We start from the raw sequence: 18,996 nt of genomic DNA, 5'->3' as shown, positions 1-18,996 counted from the left end.
TTCCTCAATATGGGCTGCAACTATTTTTTCTCGGAGATCCACTGAATATGCTTTCATGACAGTATTATCTTTATTATTACTAACTGTACCTCATAACTTCGGAAACTGCTGTAAGTTGGATCAAAAAACAGGTTAATCAAACAGAGATTAATGTGAATTTGGAGTGATTTAATCACAAAAGAAAAGTGTAGGGTGGGTTTCTCGTTCCCATACTCTGTATGGGAATGAATTACAGAAGGCTCTGCCTTCATTGATACTAAGTCACGGAGGCAGAGCCTCTAGGTAGCATTCCCAGTCGGAGACTGGGAACGAGAAAAAGGCTCTGCTTTCATTAATAAGCTGTTACGCAGCTAGATTGTACAATCCTAATATGGCTAAATTTTGTGGTGCGGGCCTCCTGCCCGCTATAATTATACAAATTAAATGCAGTACAGCTTACCAAATTATGGCATTAGAGGGTCTAAACCACCAAGACTGACTAACAGGAGGCCTCCAATAAGAGTAAACAGGACGACTCCATCTCGATCTACCACCCACTACCTCAAGTTCCAAATCAGATAATTCATCAAACTGGTTTTCAACTTGTGCTAAATCAGCAATTTGAATATTAGCCATCTTTGTATTCTCCTTGGTTTTAAAAAGTCTAGAAAAAACCGGAAATGTTGTACTTTTTCATTTCCCGACTACATCCTATTCAAAATAAAAACCTCTGTCTAGAGACTTAGACAAAATAAAAGTGACATAATTGTTTCAGTTTTGTCACCTTCAATAGCTTGATGATAACAGCATTTCACGCACAAATATCCGTAAAATTGCTATTTTAAGTTGAAAGTATCACTAAAAAACAGACAATTACGGATTAAAAATAGCTAAAAAAAGGGACATAATTGTTGCACTACTGTAGGAATTTTGTCACTTTTGCCTATTAAATTAAATATAAACAAATCTCTAACTTATTTAATAATTTAGATATATGTATTAGCTCTTATAAGCAAAAATTATATAAAATATGTAATTTATTTAACATAAATACCTAATCAGATGGTGGGTTACGCTGTCGCTAACCCACCCTACATATATTTGAAGACTTCAACAAGAGGATTAATTTAATTGCAACCAATTAAGTAAATCCGCCATACTGCTAAAATCTAGTAAAGCCTCGCTTAAATTTTCCAACTGATTAACAGAAAGAGATTGAATAAGCTGTGTCGTTTCCGGTGATAATTCACCCAATCGCTTTTTAAGCAGTTTTAAAATAACCAACCGTTCTCCTTCCTGTCTACCTTCCTGTCTACCTTCCTGTCTACCTTCTTGTCTACCTTCAAGTCGTCCTTCTTCTATTCCCCGCTCGTAACCTATGCGCTCACCAGTGGTAATATATCTCATAGTTCGCTCCTGCTCGAATTGTTTATACTCCGACCACAATTGATTTTCCAATGGTTTTGGTAAAATCATTACCCAGTCTATAAAGCGATACAGGTTACGAATATCTTGCTCTTGTAAGCCTAAATCGTATAACCTGCGAATTAAACTGAATTTCCAGATTTTGCGTTCTTGGGGATATGAGCGCGTTTGCTGGGTTTTCAAATGTGCCATAACCACTGTTGCAAAAGGATTCTTACTATTTTCTAACTCTTGCCACCGTTGTTCATAATCTAACAGTTTAATGCTACCAAATTCAAAATTTAACTTTGTCTGGGGATAATTGTAACCGTAATTACTCGGTCGCCATTCACGGTTGGTGTCACATAAAATCGCCAAGCTGATTGCGGGTTGACCAAAACTGTCAAAAATGCGATAATTGTAGGTAAATATCCGTTGACCGAAATTATCTTCTTTTTTTCCCTGAATTTCTACATGGACTAATAACCACAATTGTTCACCCTGAATTTGCCAAACTTTGACTAATTGATCAGCATATCTCTTTCCTTGTTCGGCTTCACGGGTAATTTGTTGAAATTCTTTATCGAGAAATTCATAAGGACGTTCCCAGTCAATTAGTGCCTCGGTTTCGGGAAAAAAGAATTGCATTGCTTGGGGAAAATATGCGGTGAGAATTTCTTTCCATGGACTATCAAAATCAGCCCGTTTATGAATAATATTGGTCATGAATTAATGGCAGATGATTATTTATCTTACCTGAAATTCTTAGTTACTGAATAAAAGTTATATAATCTGAATTATAGATATGGCTATTCTCCCTGGTTTGTGAATGGATTTTTTGGAACGAACCTACTAGGACACAGAGGACTCAGAGGTAGAGAAAAGGAGGTATTTATGTCTTATTTAGGATGGGTATATAAATAAAATAAACCTGAAAATTTAAAGATTCAGGTTTGTGGTAAAATTAAAGTGCTGTAAATTTAATTGCTTGCAATTAAATGTTAGATTTCATCAGTTTTCACTCCTGACAATACCCGCTTCTTTCTCAATTCGGTCTAAAGCTCTTTTAGCCCTAAAAATAAGTCGCAAATAAGTAATCTGATTATCCCAACTCAAGCGAGGTAATAAGGGTTGTGAAATATCTGAATCAGTTTCAGATTTTGCAAAGGTATTTGAATCTTCTAATGCAATAGAATCGGGGGAAATATTGTTCATGATTCTCAACAGAATTTTAGTGGGAATTAACTAAAGATTTGCCTAACTCTGGTTCTTTTTCCCACCCTTTTGGCCATTGAATTAACTCAGCCGTAAAATGCAGTGGGTCATTTTCTATCCAAGGGGCATTAATAGATTCCTCAATTAGTGCAAATTCGCCATTATCAAAGGGATTTCCATTGGCTTGACGTTGCAGAAAAACACGCTCTCTAATGCCATTTTTTTCTTGGGTTAAGGCGCGATGATGACAGTAAGGATTATTACCTCTCTTATCAAAGAAAACATGGGCAGTCCAACTACAACCACCACGACAAAGTTCCGCAAATTCACAAGTTTTGCAAAAACCCCATAGGTGTTCTGTTCCCTTGGGAGTACCAGCACCAAGATTAAATCTCAGTTCCTCTGTTTCTTCAATAATTGTCCGCAGTGAATGGTCGCGGATATTACCTCCTGTATAAGCTGTTGTCGGTAAAGATGGGCAACCTTTGATAGCACCGTCCGCTTCAATACCTAAAGCCGAGAGTCCGGCGCTACATCCCTGCCAAAATGACCACGCATCCCCCCCGCGCAATAATCGCTCATAGGGTCCGTAGTAGCCAATATTATTTCCCGGTTGCACTTGTACACCTTCCTGCTTGGCTCGTTTTGCAACACGAGCAATCATTGGATATACATCCAAAAGTTCATAAGGTTGTAATAAAATCTCGCTATTATCCGCTGCATTCCCCATAGGTACGGTTAGTTGAATTTGCCAAGCGAAAATACCCGCGTCGCGGAGATGTTCGTAAATTTGGGGAAATTCTGGGGCTGAGAGCCGATTAATTTGAGTATTACAACCAAAGGGAATACCCGCTTCTTTGAGGTTACTCATGGTCTGAAATGCCCATTTCCATGAGCCTTGTTTACCGCGAATTTGGTCATGGGTAGCTTCTAAACCATCAACGGACACAGAAACTACTTGAATCCCTGCTGCTTTCATGCGGTGGGCTGTCTCTAAGGTGATACCATAACCCCCGGTGGTCATACCACAAATCATACCAGCTTTAGTAATTGCTTGGGCAATTTCTAACCAATCGGGACGAAGAAATGCTTCACCTCCAATAATAGTAACTTCTGTAATTCCTACTTCGGCCATTTGCTGGACTAAGTTAAGAGCTTCTGCTGTAGAAAGTTCATTTGTCCTGGTATGTCCAGCGCGAGAACCACAATGTTGACAAGCTAGATTACATTTAAGGGTAATTTCCCACACTGCATAGCTAATTCGGTGATAAGTCATGGAAATATCCTCAATCAATTTTGTGAGTAAAGGATGAATAAATTGGCTTTTTATCCATCCCTAAAAACTTAATTTTTCATTTCGGAAATTGACATTTACACTCAAAAAGTGTCACCTATAACAACTCCATACATCGCCTGTACAGGTCGCCATTTCCCTTGTGGTGGCCACACGACTCCATATAATGGTCGAATTATTTGTCTAATTTTTTGCTTATTTCCAGTTATTCCCCCAAAAACAGTTGCTAATTCTTTTTCACTTAAATCTTGAATTTCATCTTCAGAATTAGCTGATTCTAAAAGTTGATAAGTATATTCTTCGTATTCTTCTAAGGTAAAATCAAAGCCGGCTGCTTTAACTATTCGGCTACACTCTTCTTTATTCTCAGCAGCTTTGATTTGGTCACGAAAAGCTTCATTATCTGCCAGATATTCATAAAAAGATTTGACGTTTTCTAAAGACATATTTTTCTCCTTTGAGATATTGGTAAAATTCCTTAATTCAGATATTAAATTCATATCTTACACCTTCTCAAGCAGGGTAGGTAGAAAATCCCCATACTAGCCAATAATCAGCTTTTTAGGATCTTATTTTTCCCAATCAGATTATGGTGCAAAATATTCAGTTAACGAGCGGTTGGTGTGGCCACTTGAATTGACAATTCAGAAGCATTGTAATTATCCGTAATTACTTGCGGACAACGCATACAAGCCGCCTTCCCTTCCTGTTGCCACCAACGACAATCTCGACGGATAGAACAGGGAGGTAATTCCTCTCCTACTGTCGGTAAATTTTCGACAATTCGTGTAGCTAAACCACAATTTTTCCCATCAAAATGTTGACAACCATTTGTGGCACAAGTTGAAGCTGTACGAAACACTTCCGCTGGTGTCACAGGACTAACTTTAGCTATTAGTTCATCTGTGATAGGTTGAGGCTGTTTCAGATAAGCTACACGAGGTTCTGCTACTGTTCCACCAATGATACCGAAAACAAAACTTTCCCCTGGTTCTGGTCTAGCACTAGGGCAAAGTGTAGTTTTTTCAGCAATTTCCTTCATCCATTTAGCCTCGAAATAAGAGGATTTTTATACCCGTCTTTTTGTTGGGACTGCGGTTTTCATACCCATCCAAGTAGGAAGGGGTAGCATACCCGCAATAATAGGAATAAGAATACCTTCACCCCTTCTCTTAACCTTACCAGTAGCTGTACCACCAGAAACGTTTTTAGCTTCTTCATCAGATACAGATGCTAGAGCCTCATTACGACGCGCTACTGCATTATTAACAGCACTATCAATTAGGTCGTTGATTTCAAGACGATGATTATTCATGTTAATTTGCCTCAGAGGTCTGTAGGTGAATTAATTTATTAAGGTTGTTATTTTTTATTCCCCCGCTACATCTTATTAAAAATAAAAACCTCTGTCTAGAGATTTAGACAAAATAAAAGTGACATAATTGTTTCAGTTTTTTCACATTCAATAGCCTGATGATAACAGCATTTTCCGCACAAATATCCGTAATTTTGACATTTAATGTTAATAAAATTACTCTAAATACAGATATTTACTGATCGAAATAGCCAAAAAAGTGAAATAATTGTTGCAATTTTGTCACTTTTGCCTATTAACTTAAATATAAACAAATGCCCGACTTATTGTAAGGATTCAGGCATTTCATTAGACTGGGAAAAGGTATAAATATCAAAAATTAAAAAATATTGATCAAAACTGGATTATCGCCTAAATTTATTTATACTTAGAAGGAAAAAAATAACCTTTATGCGGCCAACTACCATACCAAAAACCAATCTTCAGCCATCATTGTTAGACAAAGCCCTGAATCACTTTCAAGCTTGGGCAATAGAGAACCCTCAAAACCCAGTCAGCCGTACCTTTCTGCCTATAATCAGTTTTGTAGAGGGAACAATTGCCAATGATCCACCTTACCTGGATAGGAAAAGGCAAGTGCTGGGGGAGGCTTTTTGTTGTGCAGGGGAAGTAGTCTTAGGAGACTTTAAAACCCTAGAGACCGCCTTAACCTCACCCCAAGCCCGTGACTGGAGACTAGGAACTTCCATGCTTAGTTCTAGTCATGGTCCGGGAGTTGATCAAGGAGGTCGCAATGTTCTTTTAATTACTCTCTCAGACGCAGCCGCCGGCGGGGAAAATCATGATGCTTTCCGTAAGTGTGTTGATAATTACTTCTTTAATGAAGGCATGGTAATGCGTCAAAATGATCAAGTAGCACAACGGTTGTTCAATAAGTTAGCGGCTGATTATGTAGATAGAATTACCAATAATACTTTAGAAGAATTTTTCAATAATGATCAACGGGATTGGATGGGCTTTTTAGTCCGGTATCTTCACTACGTTATTTTTGGCATTAATCCTGATGATCAAGCAACAATAAGAATTATTACAACCTTGCACTATACAAAAAGGGGAACATTATATTATTTTGCTGGCAGCAGTAGTTTAGAAAAGTTAAATATATGGGGATTTCGTCAAGTTCCTGAACTGGTAGAGCAAGTAGCGACGATTTACGAAAATTCTCCAGCCTTAGCTAATTTTCAAGAGAACGACCCTAAATATCATAAAATGACGCGGCGAGAACTTGCAAAACTGATGGTGTCTTTAATGAGTATTGCCGGGTTGCAAGGGCCGCTACACTTGGGAAAAACAGCCATGGGTTATCAACCCCTTCCTGCTTACCAAGGTCGTCAAACTGATAAAATTGATATTAAGAGTTATTGGGACAGGCTCGATCTTAATGATCGTCCTAGTATTCAACTTTTTCTGTTAGAATGCGCCCGTCTGTTTATGCCTGTAAGTGCCTCTCACCGAGTAGCGACAGAACCATTTACGGTGACATTGGCGGGTAAGGCGCGAACTTTTCCGAAAGGAACTAAAATTTTAATTCCTATGCTTTTGGGGATGTTAAGTGAAGATTTTTGGGGAAAAACTGCTTATGAATTTAATGCAAACAGAGAAAATCTTTGCCCTTTTCACATGGGTTTTAATTCCGTTGGTTCTCGTCATGCAGGCCGCATTTGTCCGGGGAAAGACTTAGCATTAGAAATGCTGACCAATGTTATTATTAGCGTGGGTAAAGCTCGTCGCTCTTACTTAAGCCAAATATCCTAGTCCATATCATAAATAAATATCATGCAGCCATTTCTACCTCAAAATGACCCAAACCCCGCACAACGCCAATCTTGTCTAGAGAAAGGCCGCAAAGAGTATCAATTCATGTATGATTTTTTGCCGCCTATGGCGATGCTCAAAAGCGTACCTCCCGCAGAGAATTTTTCTACTAAGTATATTGCTGAACGGACATTAGAGGCAGCAGAACTTCCTCTAAATATGATGGCTGTTAAAACTCATGCTATGTGGGATCCTTTAGATGAATTGCAAGATTATGAGGACTTTTTCCCAGTTTTGCAAAAACCTAATGTGATGAAAACCTATGAAACCGATGATTCCTTCGCCGAACAACGGCTTTGTGGGGTGAATCCGATGGTTTTACGTCAAATTAAGCAAATGCCAGCTAACTTTGCCTTTACCATCGAAGAATTACAGGATAAGTTTGGCAATTCTATTAATTTAATCGAAAGATTGGCAACAGGAAATCTATATGTCGCTGATTATAGATCCTTGGCGTTCATTCAAGGTGGCACTTATGCCAAAGGAAAAAAGTACCTACCAGCACCTCTAGCTTTTTTCTGTTGGCGCAGTTCGGGCTTTCAAGATCGAGGCCAATTAGTCCCTGTAGCCATTCAAATCAATCCCAAAGCAGGTAAAGCCAGCCCCTTGCTAACTCCTTTTGATGACCCTTTAACCTGGTTTTATGCTAAGTCCTGTGTGCAAATTGCTGATGCTAATCATCATGAAATGAGCAGCCATTTATGCCGGACTCACCTGGTAATGGAACCCTTTGCTGTTGTCACCCCGCGTCAACTGGCTGAAAATCATCCTCTGAGAATATTACTCAGACCCCATTTCCGGTTTATGTTGGCTAATAATGATTTAGCTCGCAAGCGTCTGGTTAGTAGGGGCGGTTTTGTGGATGAATTATTAGCAGGAACTCTGCAAGAATCATTGCAAATTGTGGTAGATGCCTATAAAAGTTGGAGTCTAGACCAGTTTGCTCTACCTAGGGAACTTAAAAATCGCGGTGTAGATGATGTGAAAAACTTGCCACATTATCCTTATCGGGATGATGGAATTTTGTTATGGAATGCGATTAATAAGTTTGTATTTAACTATTTGCAGCTTTATTACAAGAGTCCAGCAGACTTGAAAGCAGACGGAGAACTGCAAGCTTGGGCGCGGGAATTAGTGGCTCAGGATGGTGGTAGGGTTAAGGGTATGAGCGATCGCATTGATACCCTAGAACAATTAGTTGAGATTGTTACTACTATCATATATATTTGTGGTCCGCAGCATTCGGCGGTTAATTTCTCCCAATATGAATACATGGGTTTTATTCCTAATATGCCCCTAGCTGCTTATCAACCAATTCAACAAAAGGGTGATATTAAAGACCGTCAAGCCCTCATAGATTTTCTACCACCTGCCAAGCCCACAAATACCCAATTATCAACTGTGTACATACTTTCAGACTATCGTTATGACAGACTGGGATATTATGAAGAGGAAGAATTTACAGATCCAAATGCTGACCAAGTTGTGAATAAATTTCAGCAAGAATTGAATATGGTACAGAGAAAAATTGAATTGAATAATAAGGGACGTTTAGTACATTACGAATATCTCCAACCAAGACTCATTCTTAACAGTATTAGTATTTAACTAATTGCAGAATAGACAAAACCCCATTTTAATAATTTTTAATAATATTAAAATGGGGTGTTTTATTCCTCATTAGATATGATAGTTTATTGCAACATTTCTCGTTCCCATACTCTGTATGGGAATGAATTACGGAAGGCTCTGCCTTCATTGATACTAAATTATGGAGGCAGAGCCTCTAAGTAGCATTCCCAGTCGGAGACTGGGAACGAGAATTAAAGAGAATCAAAATCCAATGCTACCAGAAAAACCGCCGGATCCGAAGCTAATCGAAACACTCTTAATCCTCAATTTTTTAAGAAATTTACTCAACCAAGAACCACCCACTACCTCAAGTTCTAAATCAGATAATTCATCAAACTGGTTTTCAACTTGTGCTAAATCAGCAATTTGAATCTTAGCCATTTTGGTATTCTCCTTAGTTTAAAAAGTCAAAAAATCTAGAAAAAACCGGAAATGTTGTACTTTTTCATTTCCCGACTACATCATATTCAAAATAAAAACCTCTGTCTAGAGATTTAGACAAAATAAAAGTGACATAATTGTTTCAGTTTTGTCACCTTCAATAGCTTGACGATGACAGCATTTCACGCACAAATATCCGTAAAATTGCCTTTTTAAGTTGAAAATATCACTAAAAAACACACAACTACGGGCTGAAAATAGCCAAAAAAAGGGACATAATTGTTGCACTACTGTAAGAATTTTGTCACTTTTTCTTATTAACTTAAATATAAACAAATCCCTAAATTATTAAATAATTTAGATATATGTATTAGCTCTTACAGCAGTTTCCGATATTATGAAGTACAGATATTAATCATAAAACTCTTGTGGTGCGGGCATATTGCCCGCTAGATATGTACCTCATAACACCGGGAAGTGCTGTATAAGCATAAATCCTATGAGATATGCAATTTATTTTACATAACTACCTAATCAGATGGTGGGTTACGCTGTCGCTAACCCACCCTACGTATATTTGAAGATTTCAACAAGAGGATTAATTTAATTGCAACCTAAGACTCCATTTCCGCTAATTCTAACCAACGTTCCGTGGCTACATCAATATTTTTCTTGAGGGTTTCCACCTGTTCATAAAGTTTTTGCACTTCGCTATAATTCCCCGCCATAGTTGTTAATTTCTTTTCTAATGCTGTTTTCTCAGCTTCTAATTTGGCAATTTTTCCTTCTAATTCTGCAAATTCCCGTCTTTCCCAATTAGATAACCTGCGGCGTTTTTTAGTCTCTATAACTGGAGATGTCACCTTTTCCACAATGACAGCCTTTGGTGTTTCCTGTGGTTGGGCTTCTTCAGCTTTTTTATAATCTAAATAAATAGAATAATTCCCTGGATATTGACGTAAACTTCCCCCTGCTTCCAAAGCGAAAATTGTATCTACTGTCCGATCTAAAAAGTAACGATCATGGGAAACTACAATTACACAACCATTAAAATCTTCCAGATAATCTTCTAATACTGCTAATGTTTGGACATCTAAATCATTAGTCGGTTCATCTAAAATCAAGACATTGGGCGCACTAATAAGAATACGCAATAGGAATAAACGACGTTTTTCTCCGCCAGAAAGTTTATGAATGGGTGCATATTGTTGATTTCCCGGAAACAAAAATCTCTCTAACATTTGGGAAGCAGTGATTTTAGTTCCGTCGGATATTTCAATAAATTCTCCTTCTTCTTTAATATAATCAATCACGCGCTGATCTTCATTCACAGCGGTTAACAATTCTTCTGAATGTTGGTTAAAATAACCAATATGAATTGTAGTCCCAATTTCTACAATACCAGAATCTGGTTTAATTCTGGCGGTAATAATATCCATTAAGGTAGATTTTCCTGCACCATTTCCACCAATAATACCAATTCTATCTTCTGGACTAAATTCATAGGTAAAATCCTTAATTAAGGTTCTACCATTGTAGGCTTTACTAACATTTTTGAGGTCAATAACTTTCTTACCAATACGACGACCAATGGTAGAAATATCAACCTTACCATTAAGTTGTTTAAACTCAGTATCTCGCAGAGCATGAGCGCGTTCAATTCTAGCTTTTTGTTTCGTACTTCTAGCTTTTGGTCCTTTTTTTAACCATTCTAATTCTCGTCGTAAAATTCCTTGATGTTTCCGTTGAGTGCTAACAGCCGACTCTTCAGCTAAGGCCTTTTTTTCTAGATAATAGGAATAATTACCAGTATAAGTGTAAATATCACCGCGATCAATTTCGATAATTTTATTAGTAACTCTATCTAGAAAATAACGATCATGGGTAATTAATAAAAGTGCGCCACGATAGCGATTTAAATAACTTTGTAACCATTCTACAGACAGGGCATCAAGATGGTTTGTCGGTTCATCCATTAATAATAAATCAGGTTCTGATATTAAGGCTGCGGCTAAAGCAATGCGCTTGCGATATCCCCCTGATAATGTGCCAACTTTCACATCAAAATCAGCAATTCCTAGTTTTGTTAAAATGATTTTAGCGTTGGTTTCTACTTCCCATGCACCTGTGGCATCCATGCGCTGCATTACACTGGAAAGACGAGACATTAATTGACTATCATCGGGATAATGTGCCAATTTATCAGACAATTCTTCGTACTCTTTAACTAGGTGGATTTGTTCACCACTGTCAGCAAATACCTGTTCTAAAACTGTGTGATTTTCGTCTATATCTGGCTGTTGGGGTAAGTAAACAATTTTCGCACCGGAATTAACTAAAATTTGGCCGCTATCAATTGATTCTAAGCCGGCGATCATTTTTAATAAAGTTGATTTACCAGAACCATTAGTACCAATCAAACCAACTTTGTCATTAGTATCAAGACTAAAATTAGCATCTTTTAAGAGTTCTTTAATGCCAAAATCTTTTTTAACTGACTGTAATGTAACAATGCTCATATTATCTGGTAATTAGTGATTAAGAATGAGGTGGGCATTGCCCACCCTAAAGACGATTGTAAACGAAATTCTAGACAAATAAATCGAGGGGTAAATGTCCATACATTTCGTTAACTCCTCCCTCTTGATAGGACTGACAAGATACTAGCACTCCCCGATGATGACCAGAATAGGAATCGAGATAACACAAGCCATTTTTGCCATTTAATTTGATGTAAACTGGTCCTTCTGGTTGCGGTAAATCAGTTGGTGGTTGATAACCCAAAGCGCGAGAATAGGTTTTCATGGCTAAAATTCCCTCTTCGGCTGTATCAGCACAAATACCTAAAATTTGATAATCAGTCAGACTGGTGACAAAAATTAATGCCTCACGGGTGGGAATTTTCTCCGACGGTTTCAGAATGGGGGCGATATCCAGACAGTTGAATTTGTTGAGTATTTTCCTGGCTTCTGGCAGTGAGAGTTGCTGATAATTGGGAGTAGACATAATATGATTTGTCTAGTTTTACGTCTGGTTTAGGTTGTGGGAGTGAGATTTGATCACATTACTAGCATTTTTGAACAAAATCAAGATTGATATGACATATTCCGCTCTAAAAAAGCTAATAATTGCCGGTAAAATTAGCACATCTTGTTTCTAGGCAATGTCATTATACCGTTGATTAACGCTCTGGTTTTACTTGAGAATAATTTTGGCGATAATATTTTTCTAATATAATTGCTAAAACTGGAGTTTGCCAAATTAGTAGTTAACAATAATCGTCAAGGTTCGATGACGATAGATGCCAATTTATTCCTGAAGGAAGATAACTGTATCTATTATTTCAATTTTCATAACTGATTAACTTGATTATGTGGTAATATTAATTGTAAGTAATTAGCAATTAATAATTAGCAATTAATGTGAATATACCATTAAAATCTCCCCGCTTATCACAAAGACGTACAAATTCTGTACATCCTCTCCAGCGTTTATTTAAGTATGGACATAAGTATACTAAACAAATTCGGCTGGCCATTGGCGCTTCTATCTTGAATAAATTTTTTGATTTAGCACCACCTGTATTAATTGGGATTGCGGTGGATGTGGTAGTCAAGCAAGATAATTCTATCATTGCTGGGTTAGGTGTCAAGGATATTTATGGGCAATTCTTAATTTTATCCTTGTTGACGGTGATTACTTGGGTGTTGGAATCATTGTTTGAATATGCCTATAAATTATTATGGCGCAATTTGGGGCAGAATATTCAGCATAACTTAAGATTGTCCGCATATAAACACCTGCAAGAATTAGAATTAGCTTATTTTGAAGAACGTAGTACGGGGGGTTTAATGTCTATCCTCAGTGATGATATTAACCAATTAGAGCGGTTTTTAGATGTGGGTGCAAATGATATTATTCAAGTCACGACAACTATTATCATCGTTGGTGGTGCATTTTTTATTTTAGCTCCTAGTGTGGCTGGGATGGCAATTTTACCCATGCCTTTTATTCTCGGTGGTTCGATAGTTTTTCAGAAATTTCTCGCTCCTCGTTATGCTGATGTTCGGGAAAAAGTAGGTTTATTAAATAGCAGATTGTCTAATAATTTGAGCGGAATTACTACCATTAAAAGTTTTACTGCCGAAGATTATGAATCTGCTCGTGTAGAATTAGAAAGTAATGCTTATCGTCACAGTAATGCAGTAGCGATCGCCTTATCTGCGGCTTATATTCCCATCATTCGGATGTTCATTTTAATAGCTTTTACAATATTGCTATTATTCGGCGGTATGGAAACAGTAGCCGGAAGGTTGGCTGTCGGTGCTTATAGTTCTTTGGTGTTTTTAGTGCAGCTTTTATTATGGCCATTAACCAGATTAGGAGATACTTTTGATTTATATCAAAGAGCTATGGCTTCTACTAATCGAGTCATGGATTTATTAGATACTCCTATGACAATTCCTACGGGAAATATTGATTTACCTATAGATATGATTCGGGGAGCTTTAGAATTTAAAAATGTCAGCTTTGCTTATCAGAATAGAAACCCAGTTATCAAAAACTTATCTTTAGAAATTCCAGCGGGAAATACAATTGCTATTGTCGGTTCAACAGGTTCAGGTAAAAGCACTTTAGTTAAGTTATTACTGCGTTTTTATGAAGTACAAAATGGTAAAATCACTCTGGATGGAATTGATTTACAACAGTTAAATTTACGAGATTTACGCCGCGCTATTGGTTTAGTCAGTCAAGATGTCTTTCTATTTCATGGTACAGTGGGAGAAAATATTGCCTATGGTACTTTCACTGCTACTAATGAAGAGATCATCATGGCCGCGAAAATAGCAGAAGCTCATGATTTTATTATGAATTTACCCCAAGGTTATGAGACAATAGTAGGGGAAAGAGGACAAAAATTATCTGGAGGACAAAGACAACGAATTGCGATCGCTCGCGCAGTATTAAAAAATCCACCAATTCTGATTTTAGATGAAGCTACTTCAGCAGTAGACAATGAAACCGAGGCCGCAATTCAACGTTCCCTAGAACGAATTACGGTCAATAGAACTACTATAGCTATAGCTCATCGTCTTTCGACAATTCGCAACGCTGATTGTATTTATGTCATGGAACATGGTAAATTAGTAGAAGCAGGAACTCATGAACAACTGTTAGAAAAAAATGGCATTTACACCAGTCTCTGGCTGGTGCAATCTGGGTTAAAATAGAGAAAATTATCATAAAATAAAATTACCAATTAACGATCATGTTTAGTATTCCCCAACCAGAAACAGAAGACAATAAATGGCGCAGACAATTAGATAAATTTGTCAAAAACAATCAGCCAGAGCTAGCTGCACTTTTTTGGGGGTTGTGGTTAGAAAATGGCAATAGTCAGGGAACTATCGGTATTGATTTCCAACCAACTCCCCATTTTGTCTATTGTCCCCAATCCGAAATAGAAAAGTTGAATGATAGAGTTGAAAATCGTCTCCAAGAAATTTTGGGAATTATTGATAATCATAAACCCGAAACAGAGGTAGTCATGATTGGAATTGGTAAAGGAGAAATTAAACTAATCCAATTCGCACCCAAATCATCACCAGAAGCCTGTTTTCATGAAATAGGAAAAGATGTAGATGGATTATTGGATTTACTAGAACAGCGATTAATTGAGCAAATTAGCGATCGCTAGAAGCATTGATTGTGCTATAATAGGTCAGAAAAAATACACAATAATTGAATTAATTTATGATTCACCATTTTTCTATTGCTGCTGAAAATCCCCAACATACAGCCGCAGTTCTCGCCGAAATCATGAACGGAAACGTCCTTCCCTTCGCTCCTCATTCAGGTAGTTACATGATGCTATCCCCCGACAAATACGGAACAGGAATTGAAGTTTATCCATTAAAAATTGTCATCCAACCTGGTGAAGGAGAACAAAGTTGTCAGTTTCAAGAAACTTCTCACCCCAACAATTTTACAGCTACTCATGCAGCCATTTCCGTTGATTCTACCCAAGAACAAATAGAAGCAATTGGTCATAGAGAAGGTTGGAGAGTTATCCGTTGTCGTCGTGCTTTCTTTGATGTGATGGAATTTTGGGTAGAAAATAGAGTCATGATAGAATTTCTCACACCAGAAATGACAGATCAATATTTAAAACTCACACAGTCAGACAACTTGCTTTAATTCAGAAAAAGTGCTACTACTAGAAAAATGATGATTTTGGCTCAAAGCTTAACTATTGACTCGGTTTTAGTAAATAACTGTATCCAGTTCACAACCTGGGGATTTTCCTCCCTCCTACTCGCGGAAATTGTCAGAGATGCTTATCATGCTTTGTGTCATCAAATAACATGGTTAGCGAAATGGCATAATAAACATCATGCTGTATATAAACGGGATTTAACTTTAATTTCCCAACAAGCCTACGTAGACTCCCAATTGTATCACGATATCGTCGAATCGGTGATACTAGTAATCATCTTAACAATAATTGCCTTAGTAGCCCATCAATGGGGGTTATGGTTAGGAGTTGCTTATGCTGTTACTTTTTTATACGGTGCATCCCTGCGATATTTCCAAGGAACAATAGATACAGACTACAATCATTTACCCGGACCATTAGACGCAATTCCCTCCGTTTGGTGGGTAAATAGAAGCTATCATTGGCGACATCATTTTGATGATGTTAATGCTTACTATAGTGGTGTTTTTCCCCTAGTAGATAAAATTCTGGGAACAGGGCTTTCTCTCAAAGGAAAAACCGTAGCTTTAACAGGTGCTTCTGGTGCATTAGGACAAGCACTAGTAGGCGAATTATTAAAGCATAACGCCAAAGTGGTGGCATTAACAACCAACCCGGAAAAAATTACAATTCAACCGCGGGTTAAAGTTATCAAATGGGAATTGGGTAATGAAGCACAACTACAGGAAAGTTTAGAAAAAGTTGATATTCTCATTATCAATCATGGGGTAAATGTCTATGGAAATAGAGATTCTACTGCCATTTATAACTCCTATCAAATTAACACATTTTCCGCCTTAGAATTGATAGATATTTTTTCTGCAACCGTCAGAGGACCCCAAGACAAAGCCACCAAAGAAATTTGGGTAAATACATCAGAAGCAGAAGTTTCCCCAGCCTTCAGCCCTTTGTATGAACTGAGTAAAAGAGCATTAGGGGATATTGTCACCCTCAAAAGATTAGAACAAAATTGTGTAATTCGCAAATTAATTTGCGGACCATTCAAAAGTCAATTAAACCCCTATGGTATCATGTCAGCGTCCCAAGTAGCAAAGGGAATTTTATTTTTCGCCAAACGAGATTTTAGAAATATTATCGTCACAGTCAACCCCTTGACCTATATACTATTTCCCCTCAAAGAATTTAGCACCTGGTTATACTATCGGATTTTTAGTAAAAGGATGAAAAGCGAATAATTATAAAAATAACATTGCTAAATAAAATCTAACAGTCTCCTTTCTCTCCACCTCTGTGTCCTCTGTGCCTGGAGTGGTTCGTATCAAATAAGATAACTAATGATTTGTGAAAATGATCTAATCTCAAAATAACATAGTATACTGGGGTTAGTCGTATTTAACCCCAGTTGGATGAGCGAAAACAATTGCACTTTCCGGTGTTATGAGGTACATATCTAGCGGGCAAGATGCCCGCACCACAAGAGTTTCATGATTCAACTTTGTACCTCATCAGAGCGGAAAACGCTGTAATTCCCTGGCTTCCTTGGAGATTTTCTGTGAATATTTAATGATTATAAATTATGATTCAGAGAAAAATATATTTTCTATCATTCACAAAAACCTATATTTCATAAAAAAACATCCTGTTAATCCTCTAATTCTGGATATCCTGATTCTGACCATTATTTCTCTTGAAAATCTTGACCATTCTCAACCATCTTCTTCCCCTGAATTACCTGCAAACTCCCACCAGCATATAAACTAGGTTGACCGACATCAAAACCATAATCTGTTAATAAACCGGGTAAATCTGTTTTCAACAATTCCCAAGCTGTCTCCGTTTCAAATAACCAGAAAAATACCGCTAACCCCGGCCAAAATAGGGGATTTGTTGGGGGGTGAAAATCTATCAAAGTAAAAACTCCTCCCGGTTTTAACACTCGATAAACCTCCGTAATGATTTTTCGCAGTTGTTCCGGCTGCATTTCGTGTAAAGCCGCGCTAGTATGTACTACATCAAATAAATTATCTGCAAAAGGCATATCTTCCGCAAAAGCTTGGATATATGTAGCCTTTGGTACATTTTTCTGCGATCGCTGTATAGATAATGGAGAAGCATCTAAACCGGTGACATGATTGGAAAAATTCACCAAAAATCTGGTAACATGACCACTACCACAACACAAGTCTAAAATCTGGGTATCTGCTTTTAGTTCTAAATTTTCTAAAGCTAGACGACGAAACCGGGCTTCACCCCCCACAGTGACAGCGGCTAACCGGGAGATGCTATCATATAACCATTGGTATCTGTAACTCAAATCTCGAAAAATTGTCGCCATTGTATTTTTCCTGCCGATAAAGCTTTATATTTAATTAAAGATATATTGTTAACAACTTTAGTAAAAAATCTGTAAAGATTGGGGGAAAGTAATTGCTATGGGTCGTATAGGGGTATTATTACTTAATCTTGGTGGTCCAGATAAACTCGAAGATGTCGGACCGTTTTTGTATAACCTGTTTTCAGATCCAGAAATTATCCGTTTACCGTTTCGCTGGATGCAAAAACCCCTAGCTTGGTTTATTGCTACCCGCAGACAAGAAACATCTCAAGAAAATTATAAGCAAATTGGTGGCGGTTCTCCATTGCGACGGATTACAGAAGAACAGGGAGAAGCTATTAAATGTCAGCTAGGTAAATTAGGACAGGAGGCTAATATCTATGTAGGAATGCGTTATTGGCATCCTTACACAGAAGAAGCTATTGCCCAACTTACCCAGGATAACATTGATAAGTTGGTAATTCTCCCCCTTTACCCGCAATTTTCCATCAGCACTAGCGGTTCTAGTTTTCGGTTATTAGAACAATTATGGAAGGAAAACCCCAAACTCCAAGGTCTTGAATATACGGTGATTCCTTCTTGGTACAAAGCATCAGGTTATTTGCAAGCCATGTCAGAACTGATCATTGGGGAACTGGAGAAGTTTCCTGATCCTGATCATGTGCATATATTCTTCAGCGCCCACGGTGTCCCTAAAAGCTACGTCAAGGAAGCAGGTGATCCCTACCAGCAGGAGATTGAAGAATGCACTTACTTAATTATGCAAACCCTCAACCGTCCTAATCCCCACACTCTGGCTTATCAAAGTCGTGTTGGTCCTGTAGAATGGCTACAACCTTATACAGAAGATGCACTGAAGGAACTAGGCGGAAAAGGGGTGAAAAATCTCGTAGTTGTTCCCATTAGTTTTGTTTCCGAACATATTGAAACACTACAAGAAATTGACATTGAATACCGAGAAATAGCTGAAGAAGCAGGAATACACAACTTTGGACGGGTCCCAGCACCCAATACCAATCCGGTGTTTATTCAAGCTTTATCTGACTTGATTATTGATGCCCTTAAACAACCCAACTTGAAACTCTCTCAAGTTACCCAAATGAAAAAAAGGGTGAGAATGTATCCTCAAGAACGTTGGGAATGGGGAATAACCACCAGTGCCGAAGTTTGGAATGGTCGAATCGCCATGTTAGGATTTATTGGGTTGATGATCGAGTTAGTTACAGGTAAGGGCTTACTGCACGTGATCGGACTGTTACATTAAACATCTTCAAAAAAAAGATTGTAGAGAAGTTCCATGGGACTTCTCTACCAGGGTTTTAGGAAACGCACATTTAATTTTCACCCCC

The 18,996-nt window shown here is 37.8% G+C and carries 18 protein-coding genes; 7 read left to right on the top strand and 11 right to left on the bottom strand.

Annotated features, from left to right (window positions below; all coding sequences use genetic code 11):
- Positions 1-435: 435 nt before the first annotated feature.
- The 7 genes from H6F39_RS15785 to H6F39_RS15755 all read right to left on the bottom strand — a co-directional run bounded on the left by H6F39_RS15785 (position 436) and on the right by H6F39_RS15755 (position 5,207).
- Positions 436-615, bottom strand: coding sequence for a hypothetical protein (locus H6F39_RS15785; protein ID WP_190396995.1), 180 nt, complete (start codon positions 613-615; stop codon positions 436-438).
- 486 nt (positions 616-1,101) lie between these two features.
- Positions 1,102-2,109: a DUF4351 domain-containing protein gene (locus tag H6F39_RS15780; protein ID WP_190396994.1), complete on the bottom strand. Its 1,008-nt coding sequence runs from the start codon at positions 2,107-2,109 to the stop codon at positions 1,102-1,104.
- 285 nt (positions 2,110-2,394) lie between these two features.
- Positions 2,395-2,598: a hypothetical protein gene (locus tag H6F39_RS15775; RefSeq protein ID WP_168357514.1), complete on the bottom strand. Its 204-nt coding sequence runs from the start codon at positions 2,596-2,598 to the stop codon at positions 2,395-2,397.
- 16 nt (positions 2,599-2,614) lie between these two features.
- Positions 2,615-3,874, bottom strand: coding sequence for a nif11-class peptide radical SAM maturase 3 (locus H6F39_RS15770; protein ID WP_190396993.1), 1,260 nt, complete (start codon positions 3,872-3,874; stop codon positions 2,615-2,617).
- 101 nt (positions 3,875-3,975) lie between these two features.
- The gene (locus H6F39_RS15765) at positions 3,976-4,392 is read right to left on the bottom strand and encodes a Nif11-like leader peptide family natural product precursor (RefSeq protein ID WP_242028657.1); all 417 of its coding nucleotides are present in this window, start codon (positions 4,390-4,392) and stop codon (positions 3,976-3,978) included.
- A gap of 107 nt (positions 4,393-4,499) precedes the next feature.
- Positions 4,500-4,934, bottom strand: coding sequence for a nitrogen fixation protein (locus H6F39_RS15760; protein WP_174782609.1), 435 nt, complete (start codon positions 4,932-4,934; stop codon positions 4,500-4,502).
- 27 nt (positions 4,935-4,961) lie between these two features.
- Positions 4,962-5,207, bottom strand: coding sequence for a hypothetical protein (locus H6F39_RS15755; RefSeq protein WP_190371500.1), 246 nt, complete (start codon positions 5,205-5,207; stop codon positions 4,962-4,964).
- 450 nt (positions 5,208-5,657) lie between these two features.
- Here H6F39_RS15755 and H6F39_RS15750 point away from each other — a divergent pair, with 450 nt between their 5' ends.
- A complete protein-coding gene (locus tag H6F39_RS15750) occupies positions 5,658-7,022 on the top strand; it encodes a cytochrome 450 (protein ID WP_190371499.1) in 1,365 nt (454 codons plus the stop codon).
- Positions 7,023-7,043: 21 nt separating this feature from the next.
- Positions 7,044-8,690: a lipoxygenase family protein gene (locus H6F39_RS15745; RefSeq protein WP_190396992.1), complete on the top strand. Its 1,647-nt coding sequence runs from the start codon at positions 7,044-7,046 to the stop codon at positions 8,688-8,690.
- Positions 8,691-8,915: 225 nt separating this feature from the next.
- On the opposite strand, the gene H6F39_RS15740 is transcribed toward H6F39_RS15745, so the two are convergent.
- From H6F39_RS15740 to H6F39_RS15730, 3 genes are all read right to left on the bottom strand, one after another.
- Complete coding sequence (locus H6F39_RS15740) at positions 8,916-9,095, bottom strand: hypothetical protein (protein WP_190396991.1); 180 nt, start codon at positions 9,093-9,095, stop codon at positions 8,916-8,918.
- Positions 9,096-9,709: 614 nt separating this feature from the next.
- Positions 9,710-11,614 (bottom strand): ABC-F family ATP-binding cassette domain-containing protein, encoded by a 1,905-nt coding sequence (locus H6F39_RS15735; RefSeq protein WP_190396990.1) that lies wholly within the window; start codon positions 11,612-11,614, stop codon positions 9,710-9,712.
- Positions 11,615-11,684: 70 nt separating this feature from the next.
- Positions 11,685-12,101 carry a DUF1824 family protein gene (locus H6F39_RS15730; RefSeq protein WP_028083460.1) on the bottom strand — a complete coding sequence of 139 codons (417 nt, stop codon included), beginning with the start codon at positions 12,099-12,101 and terminating at the stop codon, positions 11,685-11,687.
- Positions 12,102-12,517: 416 nt separating this feature from the next.
- On the opposite strand from H6F39_RS15730, the gene H6F39_RS15725 reads away from it, so the two are divergent.
- From H6F39_RS15725 to H6F39_RS15710, 4 genes are read left to right on the top strand one after another with little or no spacing between them, the layout of a single operon-like run.
- Complete coding sequence (locus tag H6F39_RS15725) at positions 12,518-14,326, top strand: ABC transporter ATP-binding protein (protein ID WP_190371494.1); 1,809 nt, start codon at positions 12,518-12,520, stop codon at positions 14,324-14,326.
- A gap of 38 nt (positions 14,327-14,364) precedes the next feature.
- Complete coding sequence (locus tag H6F39_RS15720) at positions 14,365-14,793, top strand: hypothetical protein (protein ID WP_190396989.1); 429 nt, start codon at positions 14,365-14,367, stop codon at positions 14,791-14,793.
- 56 nt (positions 14,794-14,849) lie between these two features.
- The gene (locus tag H6F39_RS15715) at positions 14,850-15,293 is read left to right on the top strand and encodes a hypothetical protein (RefSeq protein WP_028091432.1); all 444 of its coding nucleotides are present in this window, start codon (positions 14,850-14,852) and stop codon (positions 15,291-15,293) included.
- A 30-nt stretch (positions 15,294-15,323) separates the two neighbouring features.
- Complete coding sequence (locus H6F39_RS15710) at positions 15,324-16,547, top strand: bifunctional sterol desaturase/short chain dehydrogenase (RefSeq protein ID WP_190371521.1); 1,224 nt, start codon at positions 15,324-15,326, stop codon at positions 16,545-16,547.
- 443 nt (positions 16,548-16,990) lie between these two features.
- Here the strand turns inward: H6F39_RS15710 and H6F39_RS15705 are convergent, their stop codons facing one another.
- Complete coding sequence (locus tag H6F39_RS15705; RefSeq protein WP_190371493.1) at positions 16,991-17,647, bottom strand: class I SAM-dependent methyltransferase; 657 nt, start codon at positions 17,645-17,647, stop codon at positions 16,991-16,993.
- Positions 17,648-17,744: 97 nt separating this feature from the next.
- Between H6F39_RS15705 and hemH the strand changes: the two genes are divergently transcribed.
- A complete protein-coding gene (gene hemH, locus H6F39_RS15700) occupies positions 17,745-18,911 on the top strand; it encodes a ferrochelatase (protein WP_137906269.1) in 1,167 nt (388 codons plus the stop codon).
- Positions 18,912-18,996: the final 85 nt, after the last annotated feature.

This window comes from Dolichospermum sp. FACHB-1250 (assembly GCF_014696335.1).
GTDB classification, from domain to species: Bacteria; Cyanobacteriota; Cyanobacteriia; order Cyanobacteriales; family Nostocaceae; genus Dolichospermum; species Dolichospermum planctonicum.
This window is presented reverse-complemented; position numbering and strand designations above follow the sequence as displayed.

Excerpts from the sequence above, each read along its gene's own strand:
- H6F39_RS15785 (WP_190396995.1), bottom strand. The coding sequence starts at position 615 with ATGGCTAATATTCAAATTGCTGATTTAGCACAAGTTGAAAACCAGTTT.
- H6F39_RS15755 (WP_190371500.1), bottom strand. The coding sequence starts at position 5,207 with ATGAATAATCATCGTCTTGAAATCAACGACCTAATTGATAGTGCTGTT.
- H6F39_RS15720 (WP_190396989.1), top strand. The coding sequence starts at position 14,365 with ATGTTTAGTATTCCCCAACCAGAAACAGAAGACAATAAATGGCGCAGA.
- H6F39_RS15760 (WP_174782609.1), bottom strand. The coding sequence starts at position 4,934 with ATGAAGGAAATTGCTGAAAAAACTACACTTTGCCCTAGTGCTAGACCA.
- H6F39_RS15710 (WP_190371521.1), top strand. The coding sequence starts at position 15,324 with ATGATTTTGGCTCAAAGCTTAACTATTGACTCGGTTTTAGTAAATAAC.
- H6F39_RS15745 (WP_190396992.1), top strand. The coding sequence starts at position 7,044 with ATGCAGCCATTTCTACCTCAAAATGACCCAAACCCCGCACAACGCCAA.
- H6F39_RS15750 (WP_190371499.1), top strand. The coding sequence starts at position 5,658 with ATGCGGCCAACTACCATACCAAAAACCAATCTTCAGCCATCATTGTTA.
- H6F39_RS15730 (WP_028083460.1), bottom strand. The coding sequence starts at position 12,101 with ATGTCTACTCCCAATTATCAGCAACTCTCACTGCCAGAAGCCAGGAAA.
- H6F39_RS15770 (WP_190396993.1), bottom strand. The coding sequence starts at position 3,874 with ATGACTTATCACCGAATTAGCTATGCAGTGTGGGAAATTACCCTTAAA.
- hemH (WP_137906269.1), top strand. The coding sequence starts at position 17,745 with ATGGGTCGTATAGGGGTATTATTACTTAATCTTGGTGGTCCAGATAAA.
- H6F39_RS15740 (WP_190396991.1), bottom strand. The coding sequence starts at position 9,095 with ATGGCTAAGATTCAAATTGCTGATTTAGCACAAGTTGAAAACCAGTTT.
- H6F39_RS15705 (WP_190371493.1), bottom strand. The coding sequence starts at position 17,647 with ATGGCGACAATTTTTCGAGATTTGAGTTACAGATACCAATGGTTATAT.
- H6F39_RS15775 (WP_168357514.1), bottom strand. The coding sequence starts at position 2,598 with ATGAACAATATTTCCCCCGATTCTATTGCATTAGAAGATTCAAATACC.
- H6F39_RS15715 (WP_028091432.1), top strand. The coding sequence starts at position 14,850 with ATGATTCACCATTTTTCTATTGCTGCTGAAAATCCCCAACATACAGCC.
- H6F39_RS15765 (WP_242028657.1), bottom strand. The coding sequence starts at position 4,392 with ATGAATTTAATATCTGAATTAAGGAATTTTACCAATATCTCAAAGGAG.
- H6F39_RS15735 (WP_190396990.1), bottom strand. The coding sequence starts at position 11,614 with ATGAGCATTGTTACATTACAGTCAGTTAAAAAAGATTTTGGCATTAAA.
- H6F39_RS15780 (WP_190396994.1), bottom strand. The coding sequence starts at position 2,109 with ATGACCAATATTATTCATAAACGGGCTGATTTTGATAGTCCATGGAAA.